At 50.9% G+C, this 13,841-nt stretch carries 14 protein-coding genes; 7 read left to right on the plus strand and 7 right to left on the minus strand.

Annotated elements, in window-relative coordinates:
• Nucleotides 1-27: 27 nt before the first annotated feature.
• Entirely contained in the window at nt 28-612 is a 585-nt protein-coding gene (locus tag C0557_RS12240; RefSeq protein WP_208658639.1) for a TetR/AcrR family transcriptional regulator, read from the minus strand.
• A gap of 119 nt (nt 613-731) precedes the next feature.
• On the opposite strand from C0557_RS12240, the gene C0557_RS12245 reads away from it, so the two are divergent.
• Both C0557_RS12245 and C0557_RS12250 read left to right on the plus strand, forming a co-directional pair.
• Entirely contained in the window at nt 732-1,127 is a 396-nt protein-coding gene (locus C0557_RS12245) for a RidA family protein (RefSeq protein WP_208658640.1), read from the plus strand.
• Nucleotides 1,128-1,308: 181 nt separating this feature from the next.
• Nucleotides 1,309-2,529 carry an MFS transporter gene (locus C0557_RS12250; RefSeq protein WP_208658641.1) on the plus strand — a complete coding sequence of 407 codons (1,221 nt, stop codon included), beginning with the start codon at nt 1,309-1,311 and terminating at the stop codon, nt 2,527-2,529.
• Nucleotides 2,530-2,540: 11 nt separating this feature from the next.
• On the opposite strand, the gene C0557_RS12255 is transcribed toward C0557_RS12250, so the two are convergent.
• Entirely contained in the window at nt 2,541-3,017 is a 477-nt protein-coding gene (locus C0557_RS12255; RefSeq protein ID WP_208658642.1) for a GNAT family N-acetyltransferase, read from the minus strand.
• Nucleotides 3,018-3,304: 287 nt separating this feature from the next.
• Complete coding sequence (locus C0557_RS12260) at nt 3,305-3,760, minus strand: hypothetical protein (protein ID WP_208658643.1); 456 nt, start codon at nt 3,758-3,760, stop codon at nt 3,305-3,307.
• 443 nt (nt 3,761-4,203) lie between these two features.
• Here C0557_RS12260 and C0557_RS12265 point away from each other — a divergent pair, with 443 nt between their 5' ends.
• Both C0557_RS12265 and C0557_RS12270 read left to right on the plus strand, forming a co-directional pair.
• On the plus strand, nt 4,204-5,706 hold the full coding sequence (locus C0557_RS12265) for an ATP-dependent endonuclease (RefSeq protein WP_208658644.1): 1,503 nt from the start codon (nt 4,204-4,206) through the stop codon (nt 5,704-5,706).
• Nucleotides 5,687-6,571 carry an HNH endonuclease gene (locus tag C0557_RS12270; RefSeq protein WP_208658645.1) on the plus strand — a complete coding sequence of 295 codons (885 nt, stop codon included), beginning with the start codon at nt 5,687-5,689 and terminating at the stop codon, nt 6,569-6,571. Before C0557_RS12265 ends, C0557_RS12270 begins: the two co-directional genes overlap by 20 nt.
• 181 nt (nt 6,572-6,752) lie before the next feature.
• Here the strand turns inward: C0557_RS12270 and C0557_RS12275 are convergent, their stop codons facing one another.
• Nucleotides 6,753-7,433: a nitroreductase gene (locus C0557_RS12275; protein ID WP_208662922.1), complete on the minus strand. Its 681-nt coding sequence runs from the start codon at nt 7,431-7,433 to the stop codon at nt 6,753-6,755.
• A 96-nt stretch (nt 7,434-7,529) separates the two neighbouring features.
• Between C0557_RS12275 and C0557_RS12280 the strand changes: the two genes are divergently transcribed.
• On the plus strand, nt 7,530-8,492 hold the full coding sequence (locus C0557_RS12280) for a LysR family transcriptional regulator (protein ID WP_208658646.1): 963 nt from the start codon (nt 7,530-7,532) through the stop codon (nt 8,490-8,492).
• Nucleotides 8,493-8,562: 70 nt separating this feature from the next.
• Complete coding sequence (locus tag C0557_RS12285) at nt 8,563-8,817, plus strand: hypothetical protein (protein ID WP_208658647.1); 255 nt, start codon at nt 8,563-8,565, stop codon at nt 8,815-8,817.
• Between the two features lie 30 nt (nt 8,818-8,847).
• On the opposite strand, the gene C0557_RS12290 is transcribed toward C0557_RS12285, so the two are convergent.
• Nucleotides 8,848-10,806, minus strand: a complete 1,959-nt coding sequence (locus tag C0557_RS12290) for a U32 family peptidase (protein WP_208658648.1) — start codon at nt 10,804-10,806, stop codon at nt 8,848-8,850.
• A 217-nt stretch (nt 10,807-11,023) separates the two neighbouring features.
• Nucleotides 11,024-11,617 carry a helix-turn-helix domain-containing protein gene (locus tag C0557_RS12295; protein WP_074776528.1) on the minus strand — a complete coding sequence of 198 codons (594 nt, stop codon included), beginning with the start codon at nt 11,615-11,617 and terminating at the stop codon, nt 11,024-11,026.
• Between the two features lie 76 nt (nt 11,618-11,693).
• On the opposite strand from C0557_RS12295, the gene C0557_RS12300 reads away from it, so the two are divergent.
• The gene (locus C0557_RS12300) at nt 11,694-12,878 is read left to right on the plus strand and encodes a benzoate/H(+) symporter BenE family transporter (protein WP_208658649.1); all 1,185 of its coding nucleotides are present in this window, start codon (nt 11,694-11,696) and stop codon (nt 12,876-12,878) included.
• Here C0557_RS12300 and C0557_RS12305 read toward each other — a convergent pair.
• Nucleotides 12,855-13,730 (minus strand): AraC family transcriptional regulator, encoded by an 876-nt coding sequence (locus C0557_RS12305; protein WP_074776530.1) that lies wholly within the window; start codon nt 13,728-13,730, stop codon nt 12,855-12,857. The genes C0557_RS12300 and C0557_RS12305 overlap by 24 nt on opposite strands.
• Nucleotides 13,731-13,841: the final 111 nt, after the last annotated feature.

Raw genomic sequence — 13,841 nt, forward strand, 5'->3', positions numbered from 1 at the left:
TCCGTGCTTTTCACGCAGGCACTGTGACTAATTACGTAAGCCGCTCGCCAGTAGCGTAAACACCTCGATATAGTTGGGGAGCGCTTTTTGCGCATCGTCGCTGGCCGCAATTGCCAGTGCGGCATTCATTGCCGCACCATTTAACATCTGCGCAGCGGCATCGGCGTCCACCGGTTTGAGGATGTCGCGTTCGATCAGTTTCAGCACCGCCTGGCGGGTGGATTCCAGGCAGCTATTCTGGCTTGGCCACTGTGCCGGGTCGCCGAGAAAAGCCGGGCCATCCAGCAAAACAATACGCTGTACTTCCGGGTCGAGAGCCATTTTGATGTAGGCAATCCCTTCGGCCAGTAACCTTTCCCATTCATCGCTGGCAGTGGCCGCAATCGCTTTCGCACGTTGTGCCATTTCCCCGTCCACCTGCGCAACAACCGCGGCAAGCAATCCCTTTTTATCACCAAAGTTGTGATAGAGCGCGCCGCGCGTCAGGCCAACGCTGGCCGTTAATTCATCCATCGATGCGGCGGCATAGCCTCTTTCTGCAAACGCCTTTCGCGCTGCACCGATCAATTTAGCCCGGTTCTCTTCCATCGTTTCACTGCGACGCTTAATCATGCGATCTCCTTTTGACATACGCGGCGTATGTGATATTAATTTAACATACGCCGCGTATATTAAACGATTTGTCAGCACCCTGCTTCTCGTTTTCACCATTCACTGAAAAAGGAAACCCTATGATCCAGCGTGAACCCGTATTCCCGGCTAACCGCCATGCGCTTTATGAAGAACATGGTTATTCAGCCGCCATCCGTTCCGGAGATTTGCTGTTTGTTTCCGGCCAGGTCGGTAGCCGCGCCGACGGTACGCCGGAGCCGGATTTTGCCGCTCAGGTGCAACTGGCATTCGATAATCTGCGAGCGACGCTTGCTGCCGCAGGCTGTACGTTTGACGATCTGATTGATGTCACGACCTTTCATACCGATCCGCAAAACCAGTTTCCGACAATTATGCAGATAAAACAGGCGCTTTTCCCGCTGCCACCTTATCCGAACTGGACGGCCGTCGGCGTTACCTGGCTTGCCGGATTTGATTTTGAAATAAAGGTTATTGCCCGCATTCCTGCCCGGTAGAAACAGGTGCCGGTATTTGCGCCGTTTACGCTTCGGGCGTGCTCAGGCGCAAAACCGTTGTTTCGCGCGACATCTTATTTTCATCAAACGCCGATACACTTAATGAGAATGATTTGGTGAGCTTTGTTGAGGCATATGCCATTGCTAACAGAGTGAGTTAACTATGCCAAAGGCCGGAAATATGTCTCTTCGTTCCCTCAGGGCGCTGTGCCTGACAAGTTTTTTTATTGCTGATGTCCGCGATGGTCTCGGCCCTTTTCTGGGGATATTTCTCACCCAGCGCCACTGGCAACCGGATGATATCGGCTTGCTGATGACGCTGGGAGGCGTAGCCGGTTTATTGGCAACGCTCCCGGCAGGATTTATCACCGACACATCCAAAAACAAGCGCACTCTGCTGGCGCTGCTCTGCATCATGATCACCGCAAGTACGCTTCTGCTCTGGTTCAGCCAGCAAAACACCGTCGTTGCGCTTTCGCAAATAGTCAGCGGTATCTGCGCGGCTTTTGTCGGCCCTCTGATCACGGGGATTACGCTGGGTCTGACAAGGCAACGCGGTTTTAATGCGCAAATGGGTAAAAATGAGGCATTCAATCACGCCGGGAATTTCTTTACCGCGCTGATTGCCGGAGGCATTGCCTGGTACTGGGGCGTCGGCGGTATTTTCCTGTTGATGGCCTGTACGACCGTGTTAACGCTGTGTGCGCTGCTGGCTATTCGTAGTCAAGATATCGATAACGATGCGGCGCGAGGGATTCAGTCCTCGGTTCCCCAACCGCTGCCGGGGCTCTCGGTACTCACCCAAAACAGGGCACTTTTGATTACCGGATTGACCCTGATGCTGTTTCATCTGGCCAATGCGGCGCTGTTACCCATGCTCAGCATGCGCGTCGCCGCCGCACCTGGCGCCATGAATCCCGGTTTGTATGCTGCCGCCACGGTGATTATTTCTCAGGCGGTGATGATTCCGGTGGCCATCTGGGTTGCCCGGCGCATCGATAAGTACGGCTACTGGCGATTAATTATGCTGGCGTTGCTGATAATGCCTCTGCGGGCTGCGCTGGCAGCGTCCACTGCGGCCCCGCTGATGATGGTGCCGGTGCAAATACTGGACGGAGCGGCTGCGGGTATCCTGGGCGTGGTCGTACCCGGTTTTATTGTGGCGCTGCTGTGCGACAGCGGACACGTCAATGCCGGGCAAAGCGTAGTGATGTTAATGCAGGGCGTGGGGGCATCAATGAGCCCTGCATTAACAGGGACGATTGCCGGTAATTACTCCTTTGCCACGGCGTTCAGCGTGCTGAGCGCCATTGCGCTTGTGGCGCTGCTTATCTGGTGGCGATATGCGAGCGTACTTATTGAGTATGCATCCGCACGGGCATTAAAGGTGGGTGCGGACTGAGCCGCCGCAATCTACTCTTTTATACTCTTGCTCATGTTGATTCCTGTCACGCCAAAACCGATGGCCTCATATACGTGCCGGGCGCGATCGTTGTCGCCCGCAACGCGAAGCCTGATCTGTTCAATGCCCTTACACCGCATCTCATGCTCAAACGTCCGCAGAGCAAGTTTACCCAAACCTTGCCCCTGCAAGGCGTTGAAAATATGAAAATCGTAAATGAAGACAGTACGCATGGCAGTATCGGGTTTATACCAGAGATAGCCGACATGCTTCTCCGTGTTGTCTGATTTGGCAATCAGACACAGCAAAACCTGGCCTGGTGTATTGACTCCCTCAGGAAGATCTTCCGCAATCTCCTGCTTTGCTCTTGCCAGTGAATCTTCCGCAGAAAGCCGGTAGTTTGACGCAATTTCCCGCGCATAATCCGCAATGAAATATTCCAGATAACCAGGATATTCATCCTCGCGCATTGGGCGAAATTCAATCATTCGTGTTCCTTTATTTTGGTGTGTATTCTGCAATAACTAACGGTCTTATTGTTTTTATCTGACTGTATAGCAAAGATAAATTGTCTCTGTGGTTCTGTCAGCATAAAACACACACTCATGTTGGCTTTTATGGCGCGTTGAATATCTTGCTCAGTGAAAATGCGCGGCCCATTTTGGCGGGCGGAGATTGATGTGACTGGGCTGGTATCGGCGACCTGGTTTACATCCCCTGACATTTGCACAGAGTTTGCTGCGATCTGCAGCAAACTCTTCATCCGTACCAGGCTTTAATTCAACGCGTCCAGCGCAATAATCCCCTGCCCGGTTTTTATCCAGCGCGGCGCTTTCAGGCGCTCAGCAAAAAATGTTACCAGCTCCAGCAGCAAATCCCCCATCACGCGGGACTGATCAGTGGACAGCGAACCATTAATCAGCAACCGCGTTAGCTCCTCACAATAGCGGCACAGCGCATCGCTTTCCGGTGCGAATTCCGGGATATAGGGTAAAAACTCGACGGTCAGAGATTCAGTTAAATGCGCGGGGATCGGTTCGTGTAATGTCGTGCGTAATAAATTAAGGCAGGAAGAAAGTTTGCCGCAGAGCGCCAGTTTTTCTGCCGGTTCATGCGTTTCAACCAGCACTTCGACAAATCGCTCGCAGTTATCGGCCAGCTCGGTGAAATCGGTTGAACAGGAAAAAGGAAGCGCTAACAGAGAATGAATGTGGTTGGGAGTTATAGCCATAAGGCAGCCTCACTAAGTGTGTTTTTGACATCGACCATCACTAAGTTTGAACAGGAGGCTAACCCCGGCACCTGAATTTGCAGGTGCCGGGAAAAGATACGACGAGGTGCGATATAGGGCAATGGGGATTATTGGGAAGCGGCTCTCAGAAAATGAAGAAAATATATGAAACATCATATGTTTTTTTAAAGAGAAAGAGCCCGATCGGTAGCGGTAACATTTGCAAGGTAGTTATGAGCAAGGATCAGTACACTATGCTTGGATCTCTATCAACTAATAGCTAGCAGAAAATTGATAATGGGAGTTTAAACTAACCTAATGTACTAGACATGATAAATGGCGAAGAACTAAAATCAATCAAGCACAGAAAACTCTAAAGTTATATTAACCATTCCCGATAACCAATAAAATAACATGAAATTGAACCTAAGACAGGGGGCGTTATGGTCATCATAAAAGGCGATCCAATTGCAAGTGATAATTTGGCTGTGTTTTTAAAGCCAAATTATCGATGGAATGACTTCGGTTTTTTTACAACCTTTACCTTGTATATAAGCCAGAAAGAGAGGATAATCAAAATAGGCGAAATGAAAATTGGGTGTATAGGACAAGATGAAAATACCCTAACATGGGAGTTAATTGAAGATGGAATCGGAAGTTTAAAAGATAATTTCTTTTCGCTAGGGCAAGATCCTGAGTATTACAATAATTTAATTCATTTTCCTAGAGAACTGAGAAATGAAATTCTAAGTGCTTTAAAGGATATACCTTATAACTATAACAGACTAAATGAATTTGAGGGTGAATTAGTTTTTCAAAAATCCCTTGCACGATATGTTAGCGTTTCCAGCATTGTGCAATTTAAAGCGATATTACATGAAAGTGATTTTCAGAAAATGTTTGGATTGAGATTGAATTTAGGTTTAAAAGATAATCCTGAATTTAATGTCTACCAAGGTTCAAAACCACCGACTAACATCCATGTATTGATTGGCAGAAACGGGGTTGGAAAAAGTCATTTACTCAGGATGATTGTTGATAACATTGACAAAGCAAATGGTATAATTACTAATAATAATGGAGAAAATGTATCAGCTTCAGATTTTGGGTTACTGTTATACTTCTCTCTCAGCATTTTCGACAAACCTTTTGAAGGTGCGACGTTTAATGAAGGTGATTTCAAAACTAATCAGTCAAAAAAGAGATATATAGGTATTTTTGATTACATAAGTGGCGAGCTAAAAGATCTTAAAAATGATTTGGCTAAGGAATTTTCTCATGCATTATATTCTTGCTTATACGGTTCGGAAATTAAAAAGAAACTTTGGTCGAAGGTCGTGAAATCATTGGAAGTTGATGTAAACTTTAGGGAACTTAAACTATCCAATCTTGAAAAGATACTTGAAGATAATTTCATAGAAAAGTCCATTCATTTTTTTAAATCTTTAAGCTCGGGGCACTCGGCGGTTATATATAATTTGATTCATATAGTTGAATTAGTTGAAAATAAAACAATTTGTATATTTGACGAACCTGAAAACCACCTTCACCCACCTCTTCTTTCAGCTTTTATCCGCACCTTATCAGATATATTAAGTGAAAACAATGGCATGGCAATTATTGCAACGCATTCTCCTGTAATATTACAAGAAATTCCAAGGTCATGCATTTGGAAAATGCATAGATTTAACGAGGAGATTGTGGATTATGCTAGGCCTAATATTGAAACATTTGGTGAAAGCGTTGGTGAAATAACTGCGGAGGTTTTTAGTTTGGACATAAGAAACTCTGGATTCTATGCTTTACTCGAAAATGATTCAGAGAGAGAGGAAAGTGCAGAAGCCGTGATTCAGTCATATAAAAACCAAATCGGCTTCGAAGGGAGGTCTGTAATTTATTCTACTTTCAATAAAAAGGCGGTGAGCAATGATGATTTACACCTTTGATCAAATTTATGAAAGCTGCGTAATTGGGGTCAAAAAAAGATCATTTAATGCAGATGAAATTAAGCTCAATGCATTTCTTCGTGCTAATCATAATTATTATCGGATTTATGCTAACTACGGATTGCTTCATCTGTATATTGACAAGGCTGAGGATATGGGGTGGAACAAAGAATATCTACTCCATTTATATAATCAAAGGCTTTCAAAAAATGGTACTACAGCCAGGGAATATTATAATTTACTTAAATCTTATTCTGCAGATAATAAATGTACATTATGCCATATATCTGAAGCAGATAGTTTAGACCATTTTCTTCCTAAGGAATTATTCCCTTCGCTGACCATTTCTCCCAACAATTTAATTCCATCATGTGATAAATGCAACAAAAAGAAACTCGAATATTTCACAAGCCAAAAAGACGCTCAACTTATCCATCCTAGGTTTGAGGGGTATTACAATAGTTTTTGGTTGCTGGCTCGTTTTGACGAAAAGCAGAATAGAATAATTATTTTTCCGAACAAGAACATTTATCATGAAAATAGTATAGAGTATCAAAGAATTTTAAAGCACATTGATAGATTAGGCCTTACTACTGTTTATGAAGCTAATGCAATGAGAAAAGTAAGGGAAATTGTTAGAGCAACAACAATTAATAGTAATTTGACATTAAAAGAAGCAGTTACGAAAGAAATTGAAACCCTGCAAGCTAACTTTGAAGAGTACATGGAGGCGAAGTTCACATTTGATATTTGGAAGTGGATTACTTGCATGGCTCTCTTACAATCAGATTACTTCCTGGCAAATGGAACTAAAATATTTTCTAGTCAACCTGTGATTACAAAACCTAGCTATAAATTTAGATAGTTACTTTTGATAGTTATTTCAGCACACCTCAAAAACAAGATACGCCGCTGCACGTGACGGGTAGTGCAGCGGCAGTTGCGCGTTGATTGCCGGATGGCGGCGTTGCCTTATCCGGCCTACGAATATATTCGGCAATGGCTAGCCTGACGCAGAGCAGGATTCACCTACCCCGGCCAACACCTTACCCGTGCATCACCACGCTGTTTTCCACCGGCACGCGCGGCATTCGCGTGTTGGCGGCAGCGGCGCTTTTATCGGCATAGCCAAACGAAATACCAAACAGCAGGCGATACTCGTCGGAAACGCCCAGCTCGGCGCGGATCATATCGGCGTGAAAACCGAGCATCGTTTGCGGAATACCGGCAAAACCGCGCGCAGTCAGCGACAGCAGAAAACTTTGCGCGTACATGCCGATGTCCGATGCGACGCGGATGTTATCGCCAAAGGACGGCATAAACAGAAACGCGGCATGTGGCGCATTAAAGAACTGGTAGTTACGCAGATAGGCTTCTTTGCGGCGAACCTTGTCGTCGCGGTCAATGCCGATCGCCTCGTAGTACAGCCGCGCCTGTTCGTACGCGCGTTCGATGTAGTCGCCGTGGAAATCCTCATAAGAAAAAGTGAAATCCGTCGTCTGCCGCCCTTCCAGGTCGTTAGCCGTCATCATTTTTGCCAGCCGATCTTTGGTCTCGCCGGAAACCACATGCACGTGCCACGGCTGCGTGTTGCAGTTCGACGGTGAGTATTGCGCATCCTGCAATACCGCGCGGATCTGCTCGTCTGTGAGCGGTGTGGGTAAAAATGCGCGAACGGACGAACGCTGACGGACGGTTTCATCGAAAGCTAAAACAGGGTTATTCATCATACTCTCCGGTGATTATCGTTCTCATAGGTTAGCGATGAACTCTGTGCGTAAAAACACTACAATGCGCTATGGACCATTGCGGATTATGCAAAGATGAAATCACTCAGCCAGATTAGCGCCCGTTCGATGCACCTGTTTCTTGCCATTGTGCGTGAAGGGAATTTGTCCGAAGTGGCGCGGAACGAAGGGCTTGCCGCCTCGTCGCTTTCCCGCGTGGTTCAGCAACTGGAACAGGCGCTGGAAACGCAACTGTTGTATCGCAACACCCGCGCGGTGACGGCCACTGATGCCGGTCATATCTATGCCGAGGCTTTTCGCGTCATGCTCCAGCAGCTTGCCGATGCGCAAACGCAGGTAGGCGAACGGCGCAACGAACCCGGCGGTCGCATTCGCATTAACGCCCCAACCTCCTTCGGTTTAAGGCATATCGGGCCGCGCATCAGCGAACTGAGTGCGCGTTATCCGGCGCTGTACATCGAACTGAACCTGAATGATGACTATATCGATCCCTTTGCCGATGGCACGGATCTGCTGCTGCGCATCGCCTCGCTGAAAGATTCAGAACTGCATGGCCGCTTGATCGCCAGCCAGCGCTGTCATCTGGTGGCAACACCCGCCTATCTTCGCCGTCACGGACGACCGGAATCGCCGGAAGCGCTACAACATCATCAGTTGCTGGCTTATCGCGGAAAAACCGGGTTGCAGCGCTGGCGTTTTCAGCAGGGCGATCGGCAGTATCAGTTTTTCCCGCAGGCAAAAATTGTTTCTGACAATGCCGAATTGTTACTCCAGGCGGCAAGAAATGACGCAGGAATACTGCTTTACCCGGACTGGCAGATAGGTGAGATGCTGAATCGCGGTGAACTGGTCGATTTACTACCAGAATTTGCGCCAACCTATTCTGCCGAAGCGCAATCGCTGTGGTTGCTCTATCCGGGCGGGAAATACCCGTCGCTCAATACCCGCGTGGTGATCGATTTCTTACTGGCGAGTTTCGGTTCACCGCCTTACTGGCGCTATCTGCCGTCATCTTCCAGGAATATTCCAGAAGGTTAACGGCTCCATAAAATCTTCACTTTTTTGGCGTGAAATCAGCGCCACGCAATAGCGCGTGTAAGGAAGTAATATGAAAAAGATTGCACTGATGTCTGCCATTCTGGCCGTGAGCTTCTCTTCAATGGTATTTGCTGACGATCGTCCGCCGGTACCGCAGGATCAATACCCGACCGGCGAACACCATAAAGGTGATAAGAGGCCGTCGCGCGAAGCGCCGCCGCCGAAACACAAGGGCGATAAAGCGCCGCGCCATGATGAAAAACATAACGACAAGCACAAAGACGATCACGGTAAAAAACCGCCGCTGCCGGAAGATAACCGCTAAAAAAAACGGGTGGCTAAGCCACCCGTTTTGCTATCGGTTTTTCGGTAACGTCTTCAGCAAATCATCCGGGCTGATGGACGCCACCACGCTGCCGGAGAGCGGCATCTTCAGGATGTGGTTTTTAATCTTCCCGATCACGTGCATTTCGCACGGACGGCAATCAAATTTCAGCGTCAGCACTTCATCGCCGTGCACCAGTTGCATCGGCGTGGCGCGCCAGCTTTTGATATTGCCTTTCGCCTGTTTCGGGCACAGGTTGAAGGCAAAACGCAGGCAGTGCTTGGTGATCATCACCGGTACGTCACCCTTCTCTTCGTGCGCTTCAAACGCGGCATCGATCAGCTGTACGCCGTAGCGATGATAAAATTCACGCGCTTTATGGTTATAAACGTTAGCAAGGAATGAAAGATGCGTTTCCGGGTAGACCGGCGGCGGCGTGGCGACTGCTTTACGGCTGCCGCGCTGGTAGTTAGCCAGACGCGCCTCTTCCAGCATCTCCACCGCTTCACGGCGCAACTGGTTAAGCTGGCTGTTGGGCACAAACAGCGCACCCGGCAGATTCACCTGAACCCCTTTGGCGTAGTAGCGGGTTTGCCCCAGCTTCATCAGGCCGTCTTTCAGGTTATCCAGCGCTTTTTGCGCGTTGTTGGCTTCGTCGAACTGCCCTTCCAGCGTATGCGTTACCGACACGCCATCTTCGCTGGTCAGCGTTAACACCAGTTGCTCCTGCCAGCCGCCCAGCTCAATGTCCACCGCGATCCGCCGCTCGCTGGAGGTTTTCAGCAACGCCTGCTGCCAGTTGTGATCGAGGTTGCGGTTCAGCGGGTGATGCGGACGCAGGGTTTTCAGCACGTCCGGCATCTCGTTCGGGAACACGCGGTAGCGGTTTTCCGCAGTTTTCTCGGCCACGTTGACGCGAAAACCGACCACTTCACGTTTCACCAGCACGTTCAGGCCATCACCGTTCGCCAGCGGCTCGGTGACTTCAACATCGAGATGATCTTTGCCCACTTTCAACACTTCACCGACCGGCAGGCCGATAAATTTCGGTGAATCGAAGGCGCCGATATCGCCTTTGCGCGCATTAACAAAGTAGTCGGTGCTGCCGCGATGGAACGTTTTGTCCGTCGAGGGAATAAAGAAGTGCTCGGTACGCCCGGCGGAGGCGCGCGCGAGGTCGCCGCGATCTTCAATGATTGCATCGAGCATCTGGCGATAATGCGCGGTGATATTCTTCACGTAGCTCATGTCTTTGTAGCGCCCTTCAATCTTGAAGGAGCGCACGCCCGCGTCGATCAACGCCGCCAGGTTGGCGGTCTGGTCATTATCTTTCATCGACAGCAGGTGTTTTTCATAGGCTACCACGCGCCCCTGATCGTCTTTCAGGGTGTACGGCAGACGGCAGGCCTGCGAGCAATCGCCACGGTTGGCGCTGCGCCCGGTTTGCGCATGGGAAATGTTGCACTGCCCGGAATAGGCCACGCACAGCGCGCCGTGAATAAAGAACTCGATGGTGGCATCTGTCGCGTTGTGAATGGCGCGGATCTGCTCAAGGTTGAGTTCGCGCGCCAGAACGATCTGGCTGAAACCCACATCAGAAAGGAATTTGGCTTTTTCCACGCTGCGGATATCGCACTGGGTGCTGGCGTGTAGCTCAATCGGTGGAATATCCAGCTCAAGAATGCCCATATCCTGCACAATCAGCGCATCAACGCCCGCCTGGTAGAGATCGCCTATCAGGCGCTGCGCCGGTTCCAGTTCATCATCGTGAAGAATGGTGTTCAGAGTGATAAACACTTTCGCGCCGTAGCGATGGGCGAACGGCACCAGTTCGGCGATATCCTGCAGGCTGTTACCGGCATTGTGGCGAGCGCCAAAACCCGGCCCGCCGATGTAGACGGCGTCCGCACCGTGCAGGATAGCCTCACGGGCAATGGCGGCATCGCGGGCCGGGCTTAACAGTTCAAGATGATGGGGTTGCAGGCGCATACAATCGTCGTTATCCATTATGTACAAAATGGCGGCTATTGTAGTCACAACCGGGGCGTTTCACCACCTGCCACAGGAGGAATTTGCGCCAGGTGATAATGCAATGTCGAAATTGCTATTTCCGCTGCGTTCCGCTTAACAGTAAGGTAGTGGCTCGGACATTCCTCGTCACGTTGTTAACCCGACATACTTCAGGTTGCAGGAACTGCACCCCGAATTATTCAAGGTTGTCTGATTCGTTAATCGTCGTCGTTTTTGCCGCAGGCTTGCCTGCGGCTTTTTCTTTTGGGTAATGGATAAGCGAGTGGAAGTGCGTGGTTTGCGCCGTGCTGTTGCGGTAGGCGTGCGCTTCATCCCCGGCAAAACGCAGACCGCAGCCCGCCACAACGCTTCGCCACTGCCCGTCTATGCACATATCCAGCACGCCGCTAATCACAATCACATGCTCGATAACCCCGGCTTCGTGCGGCGTGGATTCGCTGATAGCGCCAGGCGCGAGATTAATCGAGAAGAGATCAAAGTGCAGTTTCTCATCCCACGGGAAAATCGGCGTGATCACCATCGCCTGCTGCTGTGGATCGTACGCCCGCGGCGTTTCCTCTTCCGGCGGCGCAATAAAGGTGGAGAAAGGAACATTCAGGCCGGTGGCGATTTTCCATAACGTCGACACGGTCGGACTGGATTCGTTGCGTTCTATCTGCCCGAGCATCGCTTTGGAAACGCCCGTCTCCTCTGCCAGCCGGGAAAGGCTCCAGCCGCGGCCCTGACGCAGGCTTTTCAGCATAGTTGCCAGATAAACGGTGAGATCCATTATTCCTCCTGCTTACTTGTACGCTATAGCGCACGATGCTAAATTATTCGAATGCTATAACGCACAAGGAACGCCAATGCGTCTTGCCACGTTTTCCACAACCTCTTCGCTGCCGTTTACCAGCATTCTGGCGGGCTTCGTCGCCGTGCTGGTCGGCTACGCCAGCTCTGCCGCTATTATCTGGCAGGCCGCCTCCGCTACCGGCGCGAGCCCGGCGCAAATCGCCGGATGGATGACTGCGCTTGGCTTCGGCATGGGCATCAGCACGCTGGCGTTGACGCTCTGGTATCACATGCCGGTGCTCACTGCCTGGTCCACTCCCGGCGCGGCGCTGCTGGCGACCAGCCTGCAAGGCGCAACGCCTGGTGAAGCGGTTGGTATCTTTATCTTTGCCAACGCGCTCATCGTGTTGTGCGGCGTCACCGGGTTATTCGCCCGGCTGATGAAAATCATTCCGCACACGCTGGCGGCCGCGATGCTGGCCGGTATTCTGCTGCGTTTTGGCTTGCAAGCCTTCACCAATATTGAGGGCCATTTTGCGTTGTGCGGCAGTATGCTACTGGCCTGGCTGGTCTGTAAAGCCCTCGCCCCGCGCTATGCTATTGTTGCAACATTAATTATTGGCGCGCTGGTCGCCGTTTTGCATGGTGACGTTGTCACGGATCGACTGGCCTTTTCCGTCGTCGCTCCGGTTTACACCGCGCCGGAGTTTCGCTGGACATCGCTTATCAGCATCGGCATTCCCTTTTTTCTGGTGACTATGGCCTCGCAAAACGCGCCCGGCTTCGCCACGATGCAGGCTTCCGGTTACACCATTCCGGTTTCACCGCTGATTATTTTCACCGGCGCGCTGGCGCTGCTGTTTTCGCCGTTTGGCGTCTATTCGATCTGTATTGCGGCAATTACGGCAGCCATTTGCCAAAGCCCGGATGCGCACCCGGACGCCAGCAAACGCTGGATGGCCGCAGCGGCGGCTGGCCTGTTTTATCTGTTGGCGGGAATATTTGGCGGATCGATCACCGGGTTGCTGGCCGCCCTGCCGTTGAGCTGGATCCAGACGCTCGCCGGTCTGGCGCTACTGGGCACTATCAGCGGTAGCCTGCATCAGGCGCTGGTTAAGGAGACGGATCGCGATGCGGCCATTGTCACCTTCCTGGTCACCGCCAGCGGCGTCACGCTGCTGGGCATTGGTTCGGCATTCTGGGGATTAGTGGCAGGTGGCATCTGCTACGGCGCATTAACGCTGGCGCGCCGCGCGTAGCTGTGACGGCGTCAGCCCTTTTGCGGCTTTAAAGCGGTTGCTGAAGTGGCTGGCGGAACTAAAACCGCAGGCCAGAGCGATATCGGTCAGAGGAAGTGTGCTGTTGAGCAACAGATCGTTCGCCCTTACCATCCGGCGCTGCATCACAAACTGGTGCGGCGCAACGCCCATCGACTGGCGAAACATGCGGGCAAAGTGATATTCACTGAGCGCAACCTGCGCGGCCAGATCTGAGAGCAACAACGCCTGCGCCAGATGCGCTTCGATATAATCCAGCACATTACGCAGCGCCACCGGTGCCAGACCGCCGTTCACCACGGGCAATTGCCACTGCACATTGCTGTAGTGTTGCACCAGATGCGTCAGCAGCAGTGTTGAAGCGGTGCTCAGCGTAAGCTGGTTGGCATTTTGCTGCCAGTCGCAATCCAGCAGAAACTGGCGATAAAGCGCGGTGATGCGCGCATCCTGCGAGAAGGTTTTCTCATCGAGGGTGAACGCGGCCGGGCTGCGATCCCAGACCCGCTCCCCGACGTCCCGCAGATGCTCATCGGTGCAATAAAGGTGGACGAAGGTCAAATCATCGCGAATGTCCCACACCGATTCGCTCTCTTTCGGCATCAGACAAAAACGATCCGGCCCGCCGCCGTTTTTCCAGCCATAGGCGGTTTTGTGGTAACTCTCGTAGCCATCGGCCACGTACAGGCTCAGCGTATGATGGTTGCAGTACTGCGTAATGTTGTCGCGTTTGTTCGACCAGACGGCCAGTTGAATGCCAGAGTGAAGCGCCACCGAATTGTGCAATACGGTGTTGTGTTTGCTCAGATTTTCAAAGGCTTCGTAGTGGTCAGACATTCGCGGAAATTATCATTGATCAACCAGAACCCCAGTCTATGAATAGCTGAAGCCGGATTCCAGCGTTGTGTGAAGAAAAGCGCAAGAATATGCAAGTCCAGCGCAACCCCG

This window comes from Kosakonia sp. MUSA4, from assembly GCF_013085925.1.
Lineage (GTDB): Bacteria > Pseudomonadota > Gammaproteobacteria > Enterobacterales > Enterobacteriaceae > Kosakonia > Kosakonia sacchari_B.